Origin of the sequence: Streptomyces sp. NBC_00523, from assembly GCF_036346615.1 — a bacterium.
Classification (GTDB): domain Bacteria; phylum Actinomycetota; class Actinomycetes; order Streptomycetales; family Streptomycetaceae; genus Streptomyces.
This window is the reverse complement of record NZ_CP107836.1, coordinates 5,651,709-5,673,797: the sequence shown is the minus strand read 5'-3', so window position 1 is coordinate 5,673,797 and position 22,089 is coordinate 5,651,709. Positions and strand designations below refer to the sequence as shown.

The window sequence follows — 22,089 nt, the reverse complement described above, 5'->3', positions numbered from 1 at the left end:
TGTGAAAACGACCAGGTGGGTAGGGTGCGGCGGAGCGACCGGCAGGGGGCCGGGCGGCACGGACCGGGGGGCGGCAGTGGGGTGGCGCGAGGAGATCGCCTCGGCGCTCGGCGAGTGGATCGCCGTCGAGGGAGGCGCCGGCCGGCAGCCACGCTGGCAGCTCGTGGGACGGGCGGCCCCCACCGGTGACCCGGGCTGCTACGTGGTCGACCTGCGCGGCTCCGACATCGGACCGGACCAGCTGGACGCCCTGAGGCTGGCCGGACCGGACGACGACGGCATCGAGACCAAGGGCTTCGCCGCCTCCGAGGCCGTCCAGAACGGCTCCCTGCTCACCCTGCGGGTACCGGAGTTCGCCGAGGTCACCGACCCTCACCTCTGGATGCTCAAGCAGCCGCCCACCTTCCTGATCGAGGCGCTGCGCGACGGCATCACGGCGCTGGGCGAGCATCCCCTCGCCACAGCCCTGGCGACCGCGACGATCGGCGGCTCCTCGGCCCACACCGTCGAACCGCCGGGCTTCCACCCCGCGCAGACGGACGCCTACCGGGCCTGCCTCGGCGAAGGCGTCCACCTGGTGTGGGGGCCGCCCGGCACCGGGAAGACCACCGTCCTCAAACGGGCCATCGGCGACCTGATCGCCCAGGGCAGGCGTGTGCTGCTGGTGTCGGCGACGAACATCGCCGTGGACAACGCCCTGCTGGGCGTCGTACGCGAGAAGCGCCACCGGTCCGGTGACATCGTCCGGGTCGGGCCGCCGCATCTGCGCGAGGTGGCCGACGACCCGTCCGTCTCGCTGCCCCTGATGGTCAGGGCCAGGCTGGCCGAGGCGGCGGGCCGGCGTACGGAGCTGGAGGCGGCGCTCGTCGCCGTCGGGGAGCGGGCCCGGCAGCTGGAGGCGCTGGAAAGCCGCCTCCAGGGCTTCGACGCCCCGGCGTACTTCGAGGCGCTGAAGTTCGTACGGACACCCGGGCAGGACGTGGCGGCGACGCGGGACCGGGCCATGGCGGCCGAGGAACGCCTTGTCGAGGCCGTCCACCACCTGGAACGCCTCGCCGACGCCATCGGCACGGCCCGCGCGCGCCTTGAGGCCGCCGAGGCGGCGAAGGCCCGCTGGGCCGAGGCCGACCAGCTCGCCGAGGAGATCATCCGCGTACGCGAGGCCGCGGAGAACAAGGAGGCCGACGCGCTGCTGGCGGACGATCACCGCCGCGCGCTGGAGCTGAGGCTGAAGGACCTCACGGCCAAGGGCATCGTCGGCAGGTGGAAGCAGCGCGACGCGATCCTGGACCTTCAGGACGAACTGGCGAACGCCCGGCAGGCGGCCACCGGCGCCCGCACGGCGGCGCAGGAGGCCCGTGCCACCGCCGCCGCGCGCACCGCCCGCATCCACGCCCGGATCGACGCGGTGACCGAGGCGATCCCGCTCACCCGGGAACAGATCGCCCGGCTCGAAGCCGACGCCGCGTCGCTCAGGGCCGAGGTCCGGGCGGCCGAAGCGCGGACGCTCGCCCTGGAGCAGGACGCCATCCGCGCCTCCAAGACCGCGGCGCGCGCCCGGGAGGCCCGCGAGCTGACCGTACAGGCCGCCGAACAGGGCCTGCCCGCCCTCCACGACCGGGCCGAGCGGCTGCGTCCCGAGGCGGCAGCCGACCGCACCCGCCGCCCGGAGCTGGAGAGGCGGTACAAGCTGGCGCAGGAGGAGTACGACCGGCTCGCCCGCAATGCCCAGGGCGAGATCATCAAGTCCGCCAAGCTCGTCGCCACGACCCTGGCCCGGTTCCGCACCAACCGGACGGTCCTGGAAGGGCCGTACGACGTGGTCCTCGTGGACGAGGCGGGTGCCGCGACGCTGCCCGAGGTCCTGCTCGCCACCGGCAAGGCGGACCGGGCGGCCGTCCTGCTCGGGGACTTCATGCAGCTCGGACCGGTGGTCCCGCCGGCCCTCGGCAACAACGAACGTCCGGACATCAAGCGGTGGCTGCACCCGGACGTCTTCCAGCACTGCGGCATCCATGAACCGGCGGACGCCGAGGCGCACCCCTCGTGCGTCACGCTCACCCAGCAGCACCGGTTCGGCCCCGCCGTCATGCGCCTGGCCAACGACCTCGCGTACGGCGGGGTCCTGACGGGCGGCCCCCAGGTGCGGCGGAAGCGGCCGGAGAACGACCCCGAGATCGTCCTCATCGACACCGACGGCCTGGACGAGCTGGCACGCGCCCATCTGACCGGCAGCCGCAAGGGGTGGTGGCCCGCCGGATCGCTCATCGCCCGCGCCCTCGTGGAGCTCCACCGCGAGCAGGGCGAGGAGGCGGGCATCGTCACGCCGTACGGAGTCCAGGCCGAGGCCACCCTGGAGGCGCTGCGCGACGTCGAGAACGCGGGGCACCCGCTCGCGGAGGTCGGCACGGCCCACCGGTTCCAGGGCAGGGAGTTCGACATCGTCGTCTTCGACACGGTGGAGGGCAGCGGCGACAGCCGGGAGCTGTGGATGGCCCTCGCTCACCGGCAGCCGGGGGCCGACGCCTGGCAGCGCAACGGCCTGCGCCTGTTCAACGTGGCGGTGACCAGGACGAAGACCCGGCTGTACGTCGTCGCGGGCGGCGCCCGCGTCCGGAACGCCAAGCCCGGAACGGCCCTGGCCCGGCTCGCCGCGCTGATCGGCACCCCCGGCGTCCGGGTCCTCAAGGCCAAGCACCTCATCGCCCCGCCGTCGGCCCCGGTCCCGTTCCGCGGCGCGTTCGGCACGGCTCTGGCGGAGGTCCTGGGCCGGCACGTGGAGGTGGCCGACGTCCACGACGAGACGACGTTCTTCGACACCTTCGCCGAGGAGATCAACCGCGCCCGGCACTCCCTGTGGCTGTGGGCCCCGTGGGTCGCCAGGCGGCTCCGTTCCCTGCTTCCCGCCCTCGCGGCCGCGTCCGGCCGGGGCGTACGGATCACGGTCTTCATCCGCGACGACACCGACACCCTGCAGCGCAAGCCCGCGAACCAGGCCCTGATCGCCGATCTCCGCGCCGTGGCCCACACCGTGGTCCCGATGAACGTCATGCACCAGAAGATCGCGGTCTTCGACGAGCAGACCGTGCTGCTCGGCAGCCTGAACGCCCTCTCCCAGAGCTGGACCCGGGAGGTGATGGTGACGATGCGCGGCGCGTACTTCGCCCGGAAGCTGCTCGCGCACGAACACGCGAAGGTCTTCGCCCGCCCGCCGAAGTGCGGCCGGTGCGGAGGAACGGAGATCGAGATCCGGCGCCGGAAGAACGGCAACTGGTTCTGGCGCTGCTACGCCACCGCGTGCAAGACGACCGCTTCCGGACGCTCGAACGCCTGGACCCAGGACATCCGCCTGCGCGGCGGCGGCCGCTGAAGCCGGGGCCCTTGCGCACGGGCGTCGGCGCTGGCCACACTGGCCCGCCCGTACGCCGTCCCTCCGCAGACCTGGAGCCCCGTTGAACACGTCACCGGTGAACCCCGCGGCCGGCCCTCCGCACCGCATGGATCCGGCCGGAGGCTGTCCGCACGCGGTCAACGCCCGCCTGCTGCACTGGGGTTCGGTCGTCCCGGTGGTCCTTCCCGGCGAGGTGCGGGGGATGGCGGTGCTGGGCCACGAGGCACTGAAGGAATTCCTCGCGCACCCCGACGTCGCCAAGGACGCACGGCACTTCGCGGCGCTCCGGGCCGGGGAGGTACCCGACGGCTGGCCCTTGAAGACGTTCGCCACGGTGCAGGGCATGACGACCGCGGACGACGACGACCACCGGCGGCTGCGCGCGCTGATGGGCCGGGCTTTCACCGCCCGCAGGGTCGAGGAACTGCGCCCCTCCGTGGCCGAGCTGACGAGCCGTCTGCTGGACGGCCTGGAGGCGGCCGCCGACGGGAACGGGGTGGCCGATCTGCGCACCCGCTTCGCGCTGCCGCTCCCGATGGGCGTCATCTGCGAACTGCTCGGCGTGGACGAGGTCCACCACGACCGGCTCCACGCCCTCTCCAGTCAGATCGTGGCCACGGACATCGGACCGGCCGAGGCCATGGCGGCCAACCGCGAGATGCTGGAGATCCTGAGCGCGGTCGCGGCGGCCCGGGCGGCCGATCCGGGGGACGACCTCACCAGCGCGATGATCGCCGCCCGCGAGGAGGACGGCGACCGGTTCAGCCCGCACGAGCTCATCGGCACCCTGATGCTGACCGTCATCGCGGGCCACGAGACGACGATGAACCTGATCACCAACGCCGTACGTGCCCTGTGCGCCCACCGGGACCAGCTCGACCTGGTCCTCTCCGGCGGGGCCACCTGGTCGGACGTGGTGGAGGAAACCCTGCGCTGGGACAGCCCGGTCAGCTATTTCCCCTTCCGCTACCCGACCCGCGACCTGACCCTCGACGGCACCCTGATCCCCCGGGGCACCCCGGTCCTCGCGGGGTACTCGGCGGCCGGGCGCGACCCGCGGGCCCACGGCCCGGACGCGGCCGCCTTCGACCTCACCCGCACCGGACCCCGCCACCTCTCCCTGGGCCACGGCCCCCACTACTGCCTGGGCACCCCCCTGGCCCGTCTGGAAGCCACCACAGCCCTGGAACAGCTCTTCACCCGCTTCCCGGCCCTGGACCTCGCCGCCCCGGAGCCGGAGCTCCCCCGCGTCCGCTCGTTCGTGGGCAACAGCGTGCGGAAGCTACCGGTACGGCTGCGGGGCTGAGGCCGGGGCCGCGGCCACGAGACCGTCATCAACCTCGGGTTCGACGCCTCCGCCGGGTACCACGACTACGCCATCGAGTGGTGGAACCAGGGAACCATCAACTGGTTCGTGGACGGCAAACTCGTCCACCAGGAGGACGGCTCGCGCGGCGCACTCCCCACCCACCCGATGCGCATCATGACCAACCTGTGGCCCGGCACCGGGGTCGACAGCTGGCTCGGCCCGTTCAACTACCCGGGCACGCCGCTGACCGCCCGCTACGACTGGATGAAGTACACCAAGTACTGATCCGGCGAAGCGAAGTCACCGCCGGGGAGCGACAGCACGTCTGCCGCTCCCCGGCGGTTCCCTTTTGCCGGTCGAACGTCAGGAAACGGGAAACCAGGTCGCGAGGCGCTTGGCAATCGTCGGTACATCGACGTTGTCCTGCGCGACTTCCTCGACGAACGGCCCGGCCACGGAAACGGGCGGCGGAACGGTACTCGCGCTGACGCCGTTGAACCGCAGAAAGACACGCATGGCGAGCCAGGCGGTGCGCTTGTTGCCGTCGATCAGCGCGTGATTGCGGGCGACGGAGTGCAGTAGTGCCGCAGCTTTCTCGTGCAGCGCGGGATACAGCTCGGCCCCGAACACGTTCGTCCGGGGCCGCTCGATCGCCGACACCAGAAGACCCATGTCACGCACGCTGTGCTCGGTACCGTTGACCGTGCGTGCGATGGCCAGGATCTCGTCGATCTGGACATACCGGACGTCCGTCACTTCAGGTAGTCCAGGATCTCCGCGTCGCTGTCCATGAGCTCGGCCAGAACGTCGTCAACCTTCAGCTCGGCCCGGCTCTGGGCCTCACGGATGGCCTCAATGGCAATTTCCTGCTTGCTGCGCCCCTCCCGACGAGCACGCTCGGTGAGCGCCGCGTCCAGGTCGTCGGGGAGCCGGAGTGTCATCGCCATACAGGGATGATACCAGGCAGGTATCAAGCGCGGCCGGCCGCCGGCGGCGCGAGGAGGAAGTCCGCAAGCCCGATCAGCGGTGCCGCACCCTCCGTCGCACGGCCCGTATCCGTGTCGGCGGACGGACTGGAACGGCTGCAATCGACCGAGGCGTACGCGATTCCACCGCTGCGCGCGCCGCTGTGGACTCAACCCGACGAGGAGAGCCCTCAGCGTTCCTGATCGGGCAGGGCAACGCCGAGCAGCGGCGAGAGCACCTGCTGAAGATCTTCGATCTGGCGGCCGACTCACCGGGCAGCGCGATCGGCAGCACGATCGCGGCGGCCAGGCCGGCGGGCACTAGCAGCACACCGAGCGAGAGCCGAACCCAGCCGAGCTTCTTGGGCTCCACCGCCACGTCGCCGAGCGCCTCGACGGCACTGACCTTCGCAGCGCGCCGGGCCGCGAGCCAGCCGCCGATCCGGGCCGCGAGGACGCAGATCAGCAGGGCGGCCGGCACGGGCAGCGGCGTGATCACCAGCGAGAAGCCGGACGGCAGCGCGCCCCCGGCCGTGAACACGGTGTGCACCAGCATGGCGAGCAGGACGCCGGGGGACGGCGCCGAGCACAGCGCCGATTCCGCCGACGATCACGGCCTCGCCGCCGATCATGCGCAGCACCTGCCGTGGGGTGGCGCCGACAGCCCGCAGCAGAGCCAGCTCGCGGCGGCGCTGCTGCACGGACGGAGCCGGCGTGCCGGACACCACGATGATCACGAGCAGGATCATGGTGGCGCCGAACGCGCTGGCCACCTCGACGACGAACGCCCGCATCTGCCCGGCGTCGAGCGTCTCGACGTCGCTGCGGTCGTCGCCGGTATACGTGACGACGCCGGGCACGGCCTTCTTGATCCGGTCGGCGAGGTCGTCCGCCCCGGTCCCCTTCGAGGCCAGCACACCGACCGCGTCGATCTTTCCGGACGTGCCGTAGAGCCGCGCCGCCTGATCGTCGGTGAAGAAGACCGCGGACTGCCGGTCGAGCGAGGACTCGGGCTCGGCAACACCACTGACCCGGTACGACGTCGGCTTCGACCCGGTCACCAGCGTCACCGTGTCTCCTCGTGCGAGCCCGGCCCGCTGGGCGAGGTCGCTGTCGAGTACGACATCGTCGGCAGCTTGCGGCCGGGTGCCCGAGCGCAGCGTGAACGGAGCCGGCGCCGCGGCGGACCAGCCGTGCCCGTACACGGGCGGACCGTCGAGGACCGAGCCCTTCCTGAGGACGACCGTACGGACGCTGATGTCTCCGACCGCGGACTCGACACCCTGGACCGCGGCGACCTTCGCGACCGTGGCTGCGGGCAGGCTGACCCGCTCGGAGAGCCGCGGGTCCGTATCGCCCTCGACGGGCACGGCCTGGTTGCCACCGACGACCACGGCCGCCCGGTGGTATCGCTCGGCCGGGGCTCCCGAGCTGAGACCGGTCTCCAGCAGCACACCGCAGGCGGTGATCACGGCAGAGCCGATCGCGACGGCGATCAGCACCGCTGCGAAGCCGCCCTTGCGTCCGCGAATCGTGTTCCAGGCCAGCGAAAGATTCCGGCGTGAGAGCGTGCGGACCTACTTCCTCGCCTTCTTGGCCATCGGCGGACCCGCTGCCTCGGCCTTGCTCCTGCGGCTCACCACTCGCCCAGCCGGGTCATCCGGTCGGCCACCTTCTCCGGAGTCGGCCCGATGAGTTCGCCGGCCAGCCGGCCGTCGGCGAGGAAGGTCACCGAGTCCGCGTGCGAGGCGGCGACCGGGTCGTGAGTCACCATCACCACGGTCTGGCCGGTCTGGTCGACGACCCCGCGCAGCAGTTGCAGGACTTGCCTGCCGGTACGCGTGTCGAGCGCGCCCGTCGGCTCGTCGGCGAAGACCACGTCGGGTCCCGTGATGAGGGCCCGGGCGATGGCGACGCGCTGCCGCTGGCCGCCGGAGAGCTGACCGGGGTAGCGGTCCCCCATGTCGGCGAGCCCGACGTTCGCCGGCTCGGCGCGGATCCGATCGGTGGGGACCGGAGTGTCAGCCAATCGGAACGGCAGGCCCACGTTGTCGGCGATGGTGAGCGAGTCGAGCAGGCTGTACGTCTGGAAGACGATCCCGACCCGTTCCCGCCGGAGCTCGGTGAGCTGTTCCTCGTTCAGGCCGGCCAGGCGGGTGTCTCCGAGGATCACGCTCCCCTTCGTGGGTTTGTCGAGACCCGCCGCGCAGTGGAGGAACGTGCTCTTACCCGAGCCTGAGGGACCCATGATCGCGAGGAATGTCCCGCGTGGCACCCTCATTGTCACGTCGTTCAAGGCGGTAACCGCATGACAGCCGGAACCGTAGGTTTTCGTCACGGTTTCCAATAACAGAGCGTACCCGCCGGCCACTAATGACCCTCTGGTCATTGAAGGCCCCCCCAGCTGTCGATCACCACTGCTGATTGTTCCTGGCGTCCCAGCGTGTCCGTGGCTGAGCAATCGACACTAGCAATCGAGGCGCGTCGGCGGGGCGGGGATGCCCTCCCGCCCCTAGGAGGCAATCCCCCGGACGAAAGGATTCGGACACCATCGCGATACACGCGGCGGGCCCGGGCCCCGGTGCGCAAGTGCTGTCGCCGAAATACTTCTCGGCGACCCCCAAGACGTCTGCACCGCCGAGTAATCGCCGCGTGGCGCCCGGCAATATCGGCGGCCGACATGGAAATTCGCCGCACAGATAACGCTTCACCATTCTCTTGCAGCTATGGACAGCGAGAATAATGATTCCCGCGAATCCGGAACGCGCCGTCTACGGAATACCCATGCTCTGCACGCTGAGGGTGACCAGGACCAGCCGACTCCGTTCGAGGCCAACCCGCACAGTCAGGAGGCCGCCTGACCAGCGGTGCAACGCGCATAGCGCACACCACCCAAACCCACAGGTCAGGCGCCCTTTGCGACGGGTTCCAAGATCGCCACGCACTCCACATGATGCGTCATGGGAAACAGATCGAACGCCCGCAGCGTCCGCACCCGGTACCCCCCGTCCCGGAAGTACCCCAGGTCCCGGGCCAGTGCTGCCGGGTCGCAGGCCACGTAGGCGATGCGGCGGGCGCCCAGGGCGGTCAGCTGCTTCACCGTGGCGCGGCCGGCGCCCGCGCGGGGCGGGTCCAGGACGATGAGGTCGCATTCGGTGATGCCCGTGCGGGGCAGGACCTGATCGACCTTGCCGTGTTCGATGCGGACGCGGTCCAGGTCCGCCAGGTTGTGGCGGGCGTCCTCGACCGCGCGCTTGCCGGACTCGATGCCGAGGACCGCGCCCTTCTCGCCGATGCGCTGGCCGATGGCACCGGCGAAGAGGCCGACGCCGCAGTAGAGGTCGAGGGCCGTGTCGTTCTTACGGGGCAGCAGGCCCTGCATGACCGCGCGGACCAGGGTGTTCGCGGCCTGCGGGTGGACCTGCCAGAAGCCGCCGGAGCCGACCCGGTACGTGCGGTCGTCGGCGCGCTCGCGGACGAAGCCGCGGCCGTGTACCCGGTGCACGCCGCCGTCGCGTTCGTCCACGCGGAGGACGGAGACCGGCTTGTCGAGCTCGACCAGGGGCAGCCGGCCGCCCGGGCGGGGCGTCAGGATGACCTGGCGGTCGTGGGAGCCGGTGGCGGCGATGGCCTCCACCGTGGCCATCTGGGGCCAGTCCTGCTGCTCGACGCCCAGCTCGGAGACCCCGGGCGCGGCGATCATGCAGTGGTCGATGATCTCGATGTCGTGCGAGCGGTGCTTGCGCAGGCCGACGCGGCCGTCCTCGTCGATCGCGTACTGCACCCGGGTCCGCCAGGCCGGGACCTCGCCCGCGGGGAGCTTGTCGCCCTCGGCCGGCATGACCGTGCCGTCCCAGCCCGCCTCCTCCGGTGTGAGGCCCGCAAGGCGCTGGAGCTGTTCGGCGATGACCTCGCCCTTGAGGCGGCGCTGGGCGCCCGGCTTGGCGTGCTGCCAGTCGCAGCCGCCGCACTTGCCGGGACCGGCGAACGGGCAGGGGGCCGGCACCCGGTCCTTGGACGCCTCGATGATCTCCACCGCGTCCGCGCGCAGGAAGCGCGAGTCCTCGGCGCCGTCGGTGATCCGTGCGACAACCTTCTCGCCCGGCAGGGTGTGGCGTACGAACAGCACCCGGCCCTCGTCCGTGCGGGCGATGCAGTGGCCGCCGTGCGCGACCGGGCCGACCTCGACCTCGTACTCCCGCCCGACCAGCGACTCCGGCTGTGTCTCCCCGGTCTGCGGCGACGTGGATTCGTTCTGCATGAGGGGCGGGCTCCAGAGAGGGAAGGGGACGGCCGGCGGCCGGACAACAACCTACGAGTCTACGTCGGTGTCGCCCGGCCGCCGACCACACGCGGCGGTCCCCCGCCTCAGCCCTTCGGCGTCGGTTCCTTCTGCCTGCGCTCCACCGGGCCCCGGCGCACCGAGCCCGGAGCGCTCCAGTCGGCACGCCTGCGGGCGCGCTTCTTCGCTGCCTCGGAGGATTCCAGCTGATACGGGACCGAGGTGACCATCACACCGGGCGTGAAGAGCAGCCGGCCCTTGAGCCTCAGGGCACTCTGGTTGTGCAGCAGGTGCTCGTACCAGTGCCCGACGACGTACTCCGGAATGTAGACGCTCACGACGTCGCGCGGGCTCTCCCGGCGCAGGCTCTTGACGTACTCGATGACCGGGCGGGTCACCTCGCGGTACGGGGAGTCGAGGATCTTCAGCGGTACGTTGATGCCGCGCCGCTCCCAGTCCTCCCTGAGGGCCTTCGTCTCGGCCGGGTCCACGCTGATGGACAGCGCCTCCAGGTGGTCCGTACGGATCAGCTTGGCGTAGGCGAGGGCGCGCAGGGTGGGGCGGTGGAGCTTGGAGACCAGGACGATCGAGTGGACCCGGGAGGGGCGGATCGACTCGTCGGGGGCGGCCTCGTCGGCGGAGATCTCCTCGGCCACCCGGTCGTAGTGCTTGCGGATCGCGGTCATCGTGCCGAAGAAGATGACCATCCCGAGGAGCGCCACCCAGGCGCCGTGGGTGAACTTCGTGGCGAGGACGACGACGAGCACCAGACCGGTGAAGAAGGCGCCGAAGGTGTTGATCGCCCGGGAGCGAATCATGTGGCGGCGCTTGGCCGGGTCCTTCTCGACGGCCAGATGGCGGTTCCAGTGCCGGACCATGCCGGTCTGGCTGAGCGTGAACGACACGAACACGCCGACGATGTACAGCTGGATGAGCCGGGTCGAGTCGGCCCCGTAGATCACGACCAGCAGGATCGCGGCGCCGGCCAGCAGCACGATGCCGTTGGAGAAGGCGAGCCGGTCGCCGCGGGTGTGCAGCTGGCGGGGCAGGTAGCGGTCCTGGGCCAGGATCGAGCCGAGGAGCGGGAAGCCGTTGTACGCGGTGTTCGCGGCCAGGAAGAGGACCAGGGCGGTGGCGGCGGCGAGGATCACGAAGAAGAACGTGCCGTCGCCGAAGACCGCGGCCGCGACCTGCGAGATGACCGGGTCCTGGACGAAGCCCGCGCCGACCGGGCTGCCGTTGCTGATCAGGTCCTTCGCCGGGTTCTCCGCCATCTTGACGTCGGTGGCCATGGCCAGCCCGATGATGCCGCAGAACATGGTGACGGCGAGCAGGCCCATCATCGCGAGCGTGGTCGCGGCGTTCTTGCTCTTCGGCTTGCGGAACGCGGGCACGCCGTTGCTGATCGCCTCGACGCCGGTCAGCGCCGCACAGCCGGAGGAGAAGGCGCGCAGCAGCAGGAAGACGAGCGCGAAGCCGGCCAGCCCCTGGTGCTCGGGCCTGATCGTGTACGCGGAGGTCGGGGCGTGCATGGTGTCGCCGAGGACGAGCCCGCGGAAGGCGCCCCAGATGATCATGATGAAGACGCCGGCCACGAAGAGGTACGTGGGGATGGCGAAGAGCTTCCCGGACTCCTTGACGCCGCGCAGGTTCATCAGGGTCAGCAGGACGATGGCGGCGACCGCGCACCCTGTCTTGTGCTCGACCACGAAGGGGATCGCGGAGCCCAGGTTCTCCACGCCGGAGGCGATCGACACGGCCACGGTCAGGACGTAGTCGACCAGCAGCGCGCTGGCGACGGTCAGCCCGGCCTTGGGGCCGAGGTTGGTGGTGGCGACCTCGTAGTCACCGCCGCCGCTCGGGTAGGCGTGGACGTTCTGCCGGTAGGAGGCGACGACCGTGAACATCAGGACCACGACCGCGACCGCGATCCAGGGGCTGAAGTGGTAGGCCGACACACCCGCGATGGACAGCACGAGGAGGACTTCTCCGGGTGCGTACGCCACCGAGGACAGCGGGTCGGATGCGAAAACGGGGAGGGCGATGCGCTTGGGGAGGAGCGTCTCCCCCAGCTTGTCGCTGCGCAGGGCCCGTCCGATCAGGATCCGTTTGGGCACGTCGGTCAGTTTGGACACGCAGAGGATCGTAAGGGTTCCGTATGGGGCCCGCCCCCGCTGCACCGGCGTGGCCCGCCAATGTCCTGCACTCGGCCGGAAACGCCACGGAATCCTTAACGCAATCCTTGCGCCGCGCCGCCGGAAAGGGCCCCGGGCACGTCGTCTTTGCCACTCCCGCGCCGCGATGCGCACACTCGGATGAGGCGACGCGACCCGCGCCGCATAAGCTCGTAACCGGGCGACGGGACACACCGTTGCCCCGTTGTTTGCCCGGCCAGCCGAGGAAAGAGTGTGAGCAGGGTGTTTTCGCAGGTCAGCCGGACGACCAGGACTGCGAGGTAGGCGCAAGGTGCACATCGTCATCATGGGCTGCGGGCGAGTGGGAGCCGCACTCGCGCAGACCCTGGAGCAGCAGGGGCACACGGTCGCCGTCATCGACCAGGACCCCACGGCGTTCCGGCGCCTCGGCTCCGGGTTCGGCGGCCGTCGCGTCACCGGGGTCGGTTTCGACCAGGACACGCTGCGCGAATCGGGGATCGAGGAGGCCGGCGCGTTCGCGGCGGTGAGCTCCGGCGACAACTCCAACATCATCGCGGCCCGGGTGGCCCGCGAGATGTTCGGCATCGAGAACGTCGCGGCCCGGATCTACGACCCCCGGCGCGCCGAGGTCTACCAGCGGCTGGGCATCCCGACGGTCGCGACCGTGCGCTGGACGGCGGACCAGATGCTGCGCCGGCTGCTGCCGTCGGGCGCGGAGCCGCTGTGGCGCGACCCGAGCGGCGGGGTGCAGCTCGCGGAGGTGCACACCACGCCGTCCTGGATCGGCCACAAGATCAGCACGCTCCAGGAGGAGACGGGCGTGCGCGTCGCGTTCCTCACCCGGTTGGGCGAGGCGATTCTGCCGTCGTCGCAGACGGTGCTCCAGGAGGGCGACCTCGTCCACGTGATGATGCGTACGGACGAGATCGCGAAGGTCGAGGCGGCCTTCGCCGAGGGCCCCGAGGAGGGCGGTCACTGATGCGTGTCGCGATTGCCGGGGCCGGTGCGGTGGGGCGTTCCATCGCGGGCGAGCTGCTGGAGAACGGGCACGAGGTGCTGCTCGTGGACAAGGCGCCGACCGCCATCTCGGTGGAGCGGGTGCCGATGGCCGAGTGGCTCCTTGCGGACGCCTGTGAGATCACGTCGCTGGACGAGGCGGCGCTGCAGCGCTGCAACGTCGTGATCGCGGCGACGGGCGACGACAAGGTGAACCTGGTCGTCTCGCTGCTGGCGAAGACCGAGTACGGCGTGCCGAGGGTCGTCGCCCGGGTGAACAACCCGAAGAACGAGTGGCTGTTCAACGAGTCGTGGGGCGTCGACGTGGCGGTGTCCACGCCGCGTCTGATGTCGGCGCTGGTCGAGGAGGCGGTGAGCGTCGGCGATCTGGTCCGGCTGCTGCGCTTCAGCCACGGCGACGCGAACCTGGTGGAGCTGACGCTGCCGCCGGAGTCGGCACTGGCGGGGACCCAGGTCGGGGAGGTCGCCTGGCCGGAGGACACCTCGCTGGTGACGATCATCCGGGGCCAGCGGGTGCTGACCCCGAGCCCGGAGGAGAGCCTGGAGGCCGGTGACGAGCTGCTGTTCGTGGCCGCGCAGGCGCGCGAGGAGCAGCTGGAGGACCTGCTGTCGGTGCGCCGGGGCGACTCGGAGGCGTAGGGCATACGGAGAGGGGCCCCGTCACCGGCTGGTGACGGGGCCCCTCTCGTACGGCTCAGAACTCCTGGCCCCTGGGCGCTTCGGCGGCGGCCGCCTTGCGGGCCTTCTCGGCCTCCTCCTCCGCCTCCATCTCGGCGAAGACGTCGATCGGCGGCGGGGCCTTGGCGAGGAAGACCCAGGTCAGGTAGACCGCCAGCAGGAACGGCGGGATCTTCAGCGCGACCAGCACCCAGCCGAACTGGGTGGTGTCGGCCCACCAGTACAGCGGGAAGAGGATCGCGCACTTGGCGAGCAGGATCAGCCCCCAGGCGTAGCTGGCCTTGGTGTACGCCTTCTTGCGGCCGGGGTTACGGGTGCGCCAGGAGAGGTTCTCCTTGAACACCGGGCCCAGGATCAGGCCGATCAGCGGCAGGCCGGCGACCGCGGTGACCAGATAGGCCAGGGCGAGGCCCAGGGTGTAGAGCATGCCCGGGAGGTAGAAGTCCTTGGCGTTGCCCGTCATCTTGGCGAAGACCACACCGAAGGCCACACCGAAGACGCCGCTGAAGGCGTGCTTGACGGTGTCCTTGCGGATCAGCCGGACGACCACGAGCGCCAGCGACACCGCCAGGGCCGCGATGGCCGAGTAGGTGAGGTTCTTGTTGATGGTGAAGATCGTGACGAAGAGCAGCCCGGGCAGGACCGTCTCCACCATGCCCCTCACGCCGCCGAAGGCTTCGAAGAGCGCGGCCTCGGTGACCGCCCTGCTGTCGGCGGCCTCCTGCTGGTCGGTGGTGCGGTCCGTGTCGGACGTCGGCTTGTCGAGAGACGTCACCGGCTACTCCTTGCCGAGCGGTCGGAGTTCGTATTTGGGGTTGAACAGCACCCGGCGGCCGTGGCTCATGGCGATCCGGCCGGAGGCGATGAGCTTGCGGCCCGGTTCTATGCCCTGGATGGAGCGGCGGCCGAGCCAGACCACGTCGAGCGGTGCGGTGCCGTCGAAGAGCTCCGCCTCCAGGGCGGGCACTCCGGCGCGGGGCCGCAGGGTGACCGTCCGCAAGGTACCAGTGACCTTCACGATCTGGCGGTCGGTGCATTCGGAGATCCGGGTGCACCCCGACGCCTGCGAGTCCTCCTCCAGCTCCTCGCACTCCAGGTCCTCCTGGGAGCTGGAAAGCCGGTCGAGCATGCGCCGGAAGCGGCCGGACGGGCGGTCGCCCCTGTGGAGCTTCTCGGATCGAGGAACAGCACTCATACCCGAAGGGTACCGGTCCCGCGAGGTCATGGCGGGTGGCCGCCGTCTCACCCGTACGGAGGACGCGTGCGCGCCCGTCCGCCGGTTTCAGGCGCGCTCGAAGCGGTAACCCATGCCGGGTTCGGTGACGAAGTGGCGGGGGTGGGAGGGGTCCGCCTCCAGCTTCCGCCTGAGCTGGGCCATGTAGACGCGCAGGTAGTTGGTCTCGGTGCCGTACGAGGGCCCCCAGACCTCCTGGAGCAGCTGGCGCTGGCTGACGAGCCGGCCGCCGTTGCGGACCAGGACCTCCAGCAGGTGCCACTCGGTGGGCGTGAGCCGTACGTCGCGGCCGTCGCGGTGGACCTTCTTCGCGGCGAGGTCGACGGTGAAGCCCTCGGTCTCCACGACGACGACCTGATCGCCCCCGTCCTGGCCGACCGGCTCGGCCCGGCGCACCGCGGCCCGCAGCCGGGCCAGCAGCTCGTCCATGCCGAAGGGCTTGGTCACGTAGTCGTCGGCCCCCGCGTCCAGCGCCTCGACCTTCTCGTCGGAGGTGTGGCGGGCCGAGAGGACCAGGATCGGGACCCGGGTCCAGCCGCGCAGGCCGCGGATCACGTCGACGCCGTCCATGTCGGGCAGCCCGAGGTCGAGGACGACGACGTCCGGGTGGCGGGTGGCGGCGAGCTGGAGGGCGGTGGCCCCGTCGGGCGCGGCGTCCACCTCGTACTTGCGCGCCTTCAGGTTGATCACGAGGGCGCGTACGATCTGCGGCTCGTCGTCGACCACAAGCACCCGGGTCATCGGGGTCCTGCCTTTCTGCTGGGCGTACGTCGGTGCGGGGAGGTCCGGGCGGTCCGGGAGGTCCCGGAGCTCCGGGCGGTTCACGAGGTGATCCGGGCGGGAAGGCCGGGGGCGGCCGGGGCGTGGCCGGGGGCCGCCTTGAGGGTCAGGACCATGGTGAGGCCGCCGCCGGGGGTGTCCTCGGCGTCCAGCGTGCCGCCCATGGACTCGGCGAAGCCCCGGGCCACCGCGAGGCCGAGGCCGACCCCGGCGCCGCGCGGCGCGTCCCCGTACCGCTGGAAGGGCTCGAAGATGCGCTCCTTGCCCTCGTCGGGGACGCCCCGGCCGCGGTCGGTCACCCGGAGTTCGACGCGGGCGCCGAGCGCGCTGGCCGCCACGGTGACGCGGTCGCCGTCGGGGCTGTACTTCACGGCGTTCTCCACGATGTTGGCGACGGCCCGCTCCAGGAGGCCGGGGTCGACGGCGACCATGGGCAGCGTCTCGGGTATGTCCAGGTCGACGCTGTCCTCGGGGACGCCGCCCAGGGCCATCGGCACCACCTCGTCCAAGTCGATCTCGCGGATGAGCGGGGTGACCGTGCCGGTCTGGAGGCGGGACATGTCCAGGAGGTTGCCGACGAGGTGGTCGAGGCGGTCGGCGCCGGCCTCGATGCCCTCCAGGAGCTCCGCCTCGTCGTCCTCGGACCAGGCGACGTCGTCCGAGCGCAGCGACGAGACGGCGGCCTTGATCGCGGCGAGCGGGGTGCGCAGGTCGTGGCTGACGGCCGCCAGGAGCGCGGTCCTGATGCGGTTGCCCTCGGCGAGTCTGCGGGCCTCCTCGGCCTCGTCCACCAGGCGCTGGCGGTCAAGGACGACGGCGGCCTGGGCGGCGAACGCGCCGAGCACCCGGCGGTCCTCTGCGGGCAGCACCCGGCCGGTGAGGGCCAGGGCCATGTGGTCCCCGACGGGCATGTCCACGTCGGCGTCCTCGGGCCGGGCGGCCGGGGCCGGGCCGACGCTGCCGGCGCAGGTCCAGGGGTCGACGTCGCTGCGCCGTTCCAGCAGGGCGACGGAGCCCATGCCGAAGGTCTCCCGGACCCGGTCCAGGAGAGCGGCGAGCGTGGTCTCGCCGCGCAGCACGCTGCCGGCCAGGAACGACAGGATCTCGGACTCCGCGCGCAGCCGGGCGGCCTGGTGGGTGCGGCGGGCCGCGAGGTCCACCACGGAGGCCACCGCGACGGCCACCGCGAAGAAGATCACGATGGCGACGAAGTTCTCCGGGTCCTGGACGGTGAGCGTGTGGGTGGGCGGCGTGAACCAGTAGTTCAGGAGCAGGGAGCCCGCGGCGGCCGCGGCGAGGGCGGGCAGCAGTCCGCCGATCAGGGCGGCGGCGACGGTCATGAAGAGGAACAGCAGGACGTCGTTGGCGAGCCCGGGACCGGATTCCAGGGCCTTGAGGAGCACAGCGAGGAGGACCGGTCCGCCGACGCCGACCGCCCAGCCCCAGATGATGCGGGCCCGGCCGAGGCGGGCGCCCCGGGCGATGGGCAGGCCGCGGCCCTTGGCGACCTCGTCGTGGGTGACGATGTGGACGTCGAGGTCGGTGCCGGACTCGCGGGCGACGGTGGCGCCGACGCCGGGTCCGTAGATGTACTGCCAGGTCTTGCGGCGGCTGGAGCCGAGGACGATCTGGGTGGCGTTGACACCCCGGGCGAACTCCAGGAGCGCCGAGGGTATGTCGTCGCCGATGACGTGGTGGAAGGTGCCGCCCAGGTCCTCCACGAGGGTGCGCTGGACGGCCAGCTCCTTGGGCGAGGCGGAGGTCAGCCCGTCGCTCCGGGCGATGTAGACGGCCAGGATCTCGCTGCCGGATCCCTTGGCGGCCATCCGGGCGGCGCGGCGGATGAGGGTCCGGCCCTCGGGGCCTCCGGTGAGGCCGACGACGATGCGTTCGCGGGCCTGCCAGGTGGTGCGGATGTTGTGCTCGCCCCGGTACTGCTGGAGGTATTCGTCCACCCGGTCGGCGACCCAGAGGAGGGCCAGCTCGCGCAGGGCGGTGAGGTTGCCGGGGCGGAAGTAGTTGGAGAGGGAGGCGTCGATCCGGTCGGGCTTGTAGATGTTGCCGTGGGCCATGCGGCGGCGCAGGGCCTGCGGCGACATGTCGACCAGTTCGAGCTGGTCGGCCCGGCGGACGACCTCGTCGGGCACGGTCTCGCGCTGGCGGACGCCGGTTATGGACTCGACCACGTCGCCGAGGGATTCCAGGTGCTGGACGTTGACGGTCGAGACGACGTCGATGCCGGCCTGGAGCAGTTCCTCGACGTCCTGCCAGCGCTTGGCATTGCGGGAGCCCGGCACGTTGGTGTGGGCCAGCTCGTCCACCAGGGCGACGGCCGGTGCGCGCTCCAGGACGGCGTCGATGTCCATCTCGGTGAACACGGCCGAGCGGTGCTCGATCTCGCGGCGCGGGACCACTTCGAGGCCGTGCAGCAGGGTCTCGGTGCGCGGGCGGTCGTGGTGCTCCACGAAGCCGACGACGCAGTCGGTGCCGCGTTCGACGCGCCGGTGCGCCTCGGCGAGCATCGCGTACGTCTTGCCGACGCCGGGTGCCGCACCGAGGTAGATCCGAAGTTTGCCGCGCGCCATGGCCCCATTGTCTTCCGGAACAGGCGGCTGCCGCCGTGGCAGCCATGGTTCGAAAGTACCTGGTGAATTTCCGGCATATCGGACGGGGGGTGGGGAAGCGGCGGGATTTGACGCAACCCTGATACCGCTCCCCCGGCCGCCGGTCAGTGCTCGATGATGTCGCCGTCGCTGAGTTCGAGGACCCGGTCGGCGAGGCCGAGGAGCTGGGCGTCGTGGGTGGCGACGAGCGCGGTGACGCCCTCGCTGTGCACGACGGCGCGCAGCAGCTCCATCACCGCGAGGCCGGTCTCGGCGTCGAGCTGTCCGGTCGGCTCGTCGGCGATCAGCAGGGCGGGCCGGTTGGCGAGCGCGCGCGCGATGGCCACGCGCTGCTGCTGGCCTCCGGAGAGCTCGCCGGGGCGCTGGGCGGCGTGGTCGGCCAGGCCGACGAGGGAGAGCAGCAGCGACACCCGCTCCTCGCGCTCCTTGGGGTCGGCCTTGCGCAGCCGCAGGGGCACGCCCACGTTCTCGGCGGCGGTGAGGATCGGGATCAGGCCGAACGACTGGAAGATGAAGCCGATCCGGTCCCGGCGCAGCTCCAGGAGCCCGTTCTCGCCGAGCGAGGAGAGGTCGGTGCCGTCGACGGTGATCCGGCCGCCGTCCGGGGTGTCGAGGCCGCCGACGAGGTTGAGCAGGGTCGTCTTGCCGGAGCCGGAGCGCCCCTTGAGGGCGACGAGCTCGCCGCGCGGCACCTCGAAGGAGACGCCGCGCAGCGCGTGCACCGCTCCCGCGCCGGAGCCGTAGGAGCGGTGCAGGTCCTCGACGCGGACCATGGGGGCGTCGGCGACGGCCGTGCCGGGGCCCCCGCCGGTGCTGGTGTCGGCGGTGTTCTCGGTCATGGCGTTCCCCCGTGGGTCCTCGGTCCTGTCGGCCGCCAGTATGTGCAGGTGGCACGGGACCGGGCAATGCCCCTCCCGTCAGTGCTCCGCGGTCACCAGCTGCCGCAGCGCGATGTTGAGCCGGAGGACGTTGACCCGCGGTTCCCCGATGAAGCCGAGTTCACGGCCTTCGGTGTGCCGCTCCACCAGCGCGGCGACCTGTCCGGCGTCGAGGTGGTTGCGTGCGGCGACCCGGCGGACCTGGAGCTCCGCGTACGCGGGTGAGATGTCCGGGTCGAGTCCGGAGCCGGACGAGGTGACCGCGTCGGGCGGCACCGATGCGGGGTCCACCGGATGCCCGGGGACGGAGTTGTCCCGGACGACGGCCGCCCTGGCGTCGGTGACCCGGTGGATCAGCTCGGGGTTGCCACCGGCGAGGTTGGACGCGCCGGAGACGAGCAGCGAGTACTGGGTGTTGAGGCTGTTGGTGCCGAGCCCCGCGGAGGGGCGCGGCTGGAACCACCTCAGGTCCGGGGCGCCGCCCGGCAGCTCGTAGCGCTGGCCGATGAGGGCGGAGCCGACGACCTTGCCGCTCTCGCTGACCTCGGAGCCGTTGGCGCGTCCGGGCATGAGCAGCTGGGCGGCTCCGGTGACCGCGAGCGGGTAGAGGACGCCGCAGACCAGGGTGAGGACGAGCAGGGCGCGCAGGGCGGCCCAGAGGCGGCGGACGGGGTTGCGTACGGATGCGTTCATGGCGGGTCAGCCGATTCCGGGGACGAGGGAGAGGAGCAGGTCGATGAGCTTGATGCCGGCGAAGGGGGCGATCAGGCCGCCGATGCCGTAGACGGCGAGGTTGCGCCGGAGCATGGACGCGGCGCCGCCGGGCCGGTAGCGGACGCCCCTGAGGGCGAGCGGGACGAGCGCGACGATGATCAGCGCGTTGAAGATCACCGCGGAGAGGATCGCGGTGCGCGGCGAGGACAGGTCCATGATGTTGAGCCGGTCCAGGCCCGGGTAGAGCGCGGCGAACATCGCGGGGATGATCGCGAAGTACTTCGCCACGTCGTTGGCCAGCGAGAACGTGGTGAGCGCCCCGCGCGTGATCAGCAGCTGCTTGCCGATCTCCACGATCTCGATGAGCTTGGTCGGGTCGGAGTCCAGGTCGACCATGTTCCCGGCCTCCTTGGCGGCCGAGGTCCCGGTGTTCATGGCGACGCCGACGTCGGCCTGGGCGAGCGCCGGGGCGTCGTTGGTGCCGTCACCGGTCATCGCGACGAGCCCGCCGCCGGCCTGCTCGCGCTTGATGAGGGCCATCTTGTCCTCGGGCGTGGCCTCGGCGAGGAAGTCGTCCACCCCGGCCTCCTCCGCGATGGACTTCGCGGTCAGCGGGTTGTCGCCAGTGATCATGACGGTACGGATGCCCATGCGGCGCAGTTCGGCGAAACGTTCCGGCATGCCCTCCTTGACGACGTCCTTGAGGTGGACGACGCCCAGGACCCGCGCCCCGTCCGCGTCCTCCACGGCCACCAGGAGCGGGGTGCCGCCCGCCGCCGCGATGCGGTCGGTCAGGGTCCGCGCCTCGTCGGGAACGCCGCCGCCGCGCTCCTTGACCCAGGCGACGACGGCCCCGGTGGCGCCCTTGCGGACCTTGCGCCCGTCCACGTCCACGCCCGACATGCGGGTGCGGGCGGTGAAGGCGACCCAGGTGGCGCCGGACAGCTCGCCCGCGTGGCGTTCGCGCAGCCCGTACCGCTCCTTGGCGAGGACGACCACGGACCGGCCCTCGGGGGTCTCGTCGGCCAGCGAGGCGAGCTGCGCGGCGTCCGCGAGTTCCGCACCGGTGACCCCGGCGACGGGCAGCAGGTCGGTGGCGCGGCGGTTGCCGAGGGTGATGGTCCCGGTCTTGTCGAGCAGCAGTGTGGAGACGTCCCCGGCCGCCTCCACGGCGCGCCCGGACATCGCGAGCACGTTGCGCCGCACGAGCCGGTCCATGCCCGCGATGCCGATGGCGGAGAGCAGGGCGCCGATGGTGGTCGGGATGAGGCAGACCAGGAGCGCGGTGAGCACGATCATGGACTGCGCGTCACCCGCGTACACGGCGAAGGGCTGGAGGGTGACGACGGCGAGCAGGAAGACGATCGTGAGGGACGCCAGGAGGATGTTCAGGGCGATCTCGTTGGGCGTCTTCTGCCGGGCGGCGCCCTCGACCAGGGCGATCATCCGGTCGATGAACGTTTCTCCGGGCTTGGTGGTGATCCGGATGACGATCCGGTCGGAGAGCACCTTCGTACCGCCGGTGACGGCGCTGCGGTCGCCGCCCGACTCCCGGATGACCGGGGCGGACTCGCCGGTGACGGCGGACTCGTCCACGCCCGCCACGCCCTCCACGACGTCCCCGTCGCCGGGGACGATGTCGCCCGCCTCGCAGACGACCAGGTCGCCGATGCGGAGGTCGGTGCCCGCGACGCGCTCCTCGCGGTCGCCGGTGAGGCGGCGGGCGACGGTGTCCGTCTTCGCCCGGCGCAGGGTGTCCGCCTGGGCCTTGCCGCGGCCCTCGGCGACCGCCTCCGCGAGGTTGGCGAAGACCGTCGTGAGCCAGAGCCAGCCGGTGATCGCCCAGCCGAACCAGTCGCCGGGGTCCAGGGCGGCGAGGGCTGTGGTGAAGACGGACCCCACGAGGACCACGAACATGACCGGGGAGGCGGCCATCGCGCGGGGGTGGAGCTTGCGCAGTGCTTCGGGCAGCGCGGCGAGCAGCGTCTTCGGGTCGAACAGCGCGGCGCCGGCACGTCCCTGCCGCACGGATGCGGTCATCGGGCTCTCCTGCTTCGTACG

17 protein-coding genes and 1 pseudogene are annotated in these 22,089 nt (G+C 71.5%); 5 read left to right on the top strand and 13 right to left on the bottom strand.

Annotation, left to right across the window (positions count from 1 at the left end):
• Positions 1-76: 76 nt before the first annotated feature.
• The 3 genes and pseudogenes from OHS17_RS25805 to OHS17_RS25795 form a co-directional block, all read left to right on the top strand.
• Positions 77-3,370: an AAA domain-containing protein gene (locus OHS17_RS25805; protein WP_330314050.1), complete on the top strand. Its 3,294-nt coding sequence runs from the start codon at positions 77-79 to the stop codon at positions 3,368-3,370.
• A 127-nt stretch (positions 3,371-3,497) separates the two neighbouring features.
• A complete protein-coding gene (locus tag OHS17_RS25800) occupies positions 3,498-4,697 on the top strand; it encodes a cytochrome P450 family protein (RefSeq protein WP_330315355.1) in 1,200 nt (399 codons plus the stop codon).
• Positions 4,698-4,709: 12 nt separating this feature from the next.
• Positions 4,710-4,985 (top strand): annotated as a pseudogene (locus OHS17_RS25795) (family 16 glycosylhydrolase); the annotation flags it as partial.
• 78 nt (positions 4,986-5,063) lie between these two features.
• Here the strand turns inward: OHS17_RS25795 and OHS17_RS25790 are convergent.
• The 6 genes from OHS17_RS25790 to OHS17_RS25765 all read right to left on the bottom strand — a co-directional run bounded on the left by OHS17_RS25790 (position 5,064) and on the right by OHS17_RS25765 (position 12,082).
• On the bottom strand, positions 5,064-5,456 hold the full coding sequence (locus OHS17_RS25790) for a type II toxin-antitoxin system death-on-curing family toxin (RefSeq protein WP_330314049.1): 393 nt from the start codon (positions 5,454-5,456) through the stop codon (positions 5,064-5,066).
• Positions 5,453-5,647 (bottom strand): CopG family transcriptional regulator, encoded by a 195-nt coding sequence (locus OHS17_RS25785; RefSeq protein ID WP_330314048.1) that lies wholly within the window; start codon positions 5,645-5,647, stop codon positions 5,453-5,455. Before OHS17_RS25785 ends, OHS17_RS25790 begins: the two co-directional genes overlap by 4 nt.
• A gap of 287 nt (positions 5,648-5,934) precedes the next feature.
• A complete protein-coding gene (locus OHS17_RS25780) occupies positions 5,935-7,167 on the bottom strand; it encodes an ABC transporter permease (protein ID WP_330314047.1) in 1,233 nt (410 codons plus the stop codon).
• Positions 7,168-7,301: 134 nt separating this feature from the next.
• Entirely contained in the window at positions 7,302-8,054 is a 753-nt protein-coding gene (locus OHS17_RS25775) for an ABC transporter ATP-binding protein (RefSeq protein WP_330314046.1), read from the bottom strand.
• Between the two features lie 516 nt (positions 8,055-8,570).
• Positions 8,571-9,926 (bottom strand): class I SAM-dependent RNA methyltransferase, encoded by a 1,356-nt coding sequence (locus tag OHS17_RS25770; protein ID WP_330314045.1) that lies wholly within the window; start codon positions 9,924-9,926, stop codon positions 8,571-8,573.
• Between the two features lie 107 nt (positions 9,927-10,033).
• On the bottom strand, positions 10,034-12,082 hold the full coding sequence (locus tag OHS17_RS25765; RefSeq protein ID WP_330314044.1) for an APC family permease: 2,049 nt from the start codon (positions 12,080-12,082) through the stop codon (positions 10,034-10,036).
• 331 nt (positions 12,083-12,413) lie between these two features.
• Between OHS17_RS25765 and OHS17_RS25760 the strand changes: the two genes are divergently transcribed.
• Positions 12,414-13,082 carry a potassium channel family protein gene (locus OHS17_RS25760; RefSeq protein WP_018105404.1) on the top strand — a complete coding sequence of 223 codons (669 nt, stop codon included), beginning with the start codon at positions 12,414-12,416 and terminating at the stop codon, positions 13,080-13,082.
• Entirely contained in the window at positions 13,082-13,759 is a 678-nt protein-coding gene (locus OHS17_RS25755; RefSeq protein WP_018105403.1) for a potassium channel family protein, read from the top strand. Before OHS17_RS25760 ends, OHS17_RS25755 begins: the two co-directional genes overlap by 1 nt.
• A gap of 55 nt (positions 13,760-13,814) precedes the next feature.
• Here OHS17_RS25755 and OHS17_RS25750 read toward each other — a convergent pair whose 3' ends face one another.
• From OHS17_RS25750 to kdpB, 7 genes are all read right to left on the bottom strand, one after another.
• Positions 13,815-14,573 carry a DUF3159 domain-containing protein gene (locus tag OHS17_RS25750; RefSeq protein WP_161210730.1) on the bottom strand — a complete coding sequence of 253 codons (759 nt, stop codon included), beginning with the start codon at positions 14,571-14,573 and terminating at the stop codon, positions 13,815-13,817.
• Positions 14,574-14,576: 3 nt separating this feature from the next.
• Complete coding sequence (locus OHS17_RS25745; RefSeq protein WP_330314043.1) at positions 14,577-14,993, bottom strand: OB-fold nucleic acid binding domain-containing protein; 417 nt, start codon at positions 14,991-14,993, stop codon at positions 14,577-14,579.
• 87 nt (positions 14,994-15,080) lie between these two features.
• Entirely contained in the window at positions 15,081-15,773 is a 693-nt protein-coding gene (locus OHS17_RS25740; protein WP_018105400.1) for a response regulator, read from the bottom strand.
• An 80-nt stretch (positions 15,774-15,853) separates the two neighbouring features.
• The gene (locus tag OHS17_RS25735) at positions 15,854-18,397 is read right to left on the bottom strand and encodes an ATP-binding protein (RefSeq protein WP_330314042.1); all 2,544 of its coding nucleotides are present in this window, start codon (positions 18,395-18,397) and stop codon (positions 15,854-15,856) included.
• Between the two features lie 143 nt (positions 18,398-18,540).
• Complete coding sequence (locus OHS17_RS25730) at positions 18,541-19,275, bottom strand: ABC transporter ATP-binding protein (protein WP_164627679.1); 735 nt, start codon at positions 19,273-19,275, stop codon at positions 18,541-18,543.
• 78 nt (positions 19,276-19,353) lie between these two features.
• Positions 19,354-20,007: a potassium-transporting ATPase subunit KdpC gene (gene kdpC / locus OHS17_RS25725; RefSeq protein WP_330314041.1), complete on the bottom strand. Its 654-nt coding sequence runs from the start codon at positions 20,005-20,007 to the stop codon at positions 19,354-19,356.
• A gap of 6 nt (positions 20,008-20,013) precedes the next feature.
• Entirely contained in the window at positions 20,014-22,068 is a 2,055-nt protein-coding gene (gene kdpB / locus OHS17_RS25720; protein WP_330315354.1) for a potassium-transporting ATPase subunit KdpB, read from the bottom strand.
• Between the last annotated feature and the right edge of the window lie 21 nt (positions 22,069-22,089).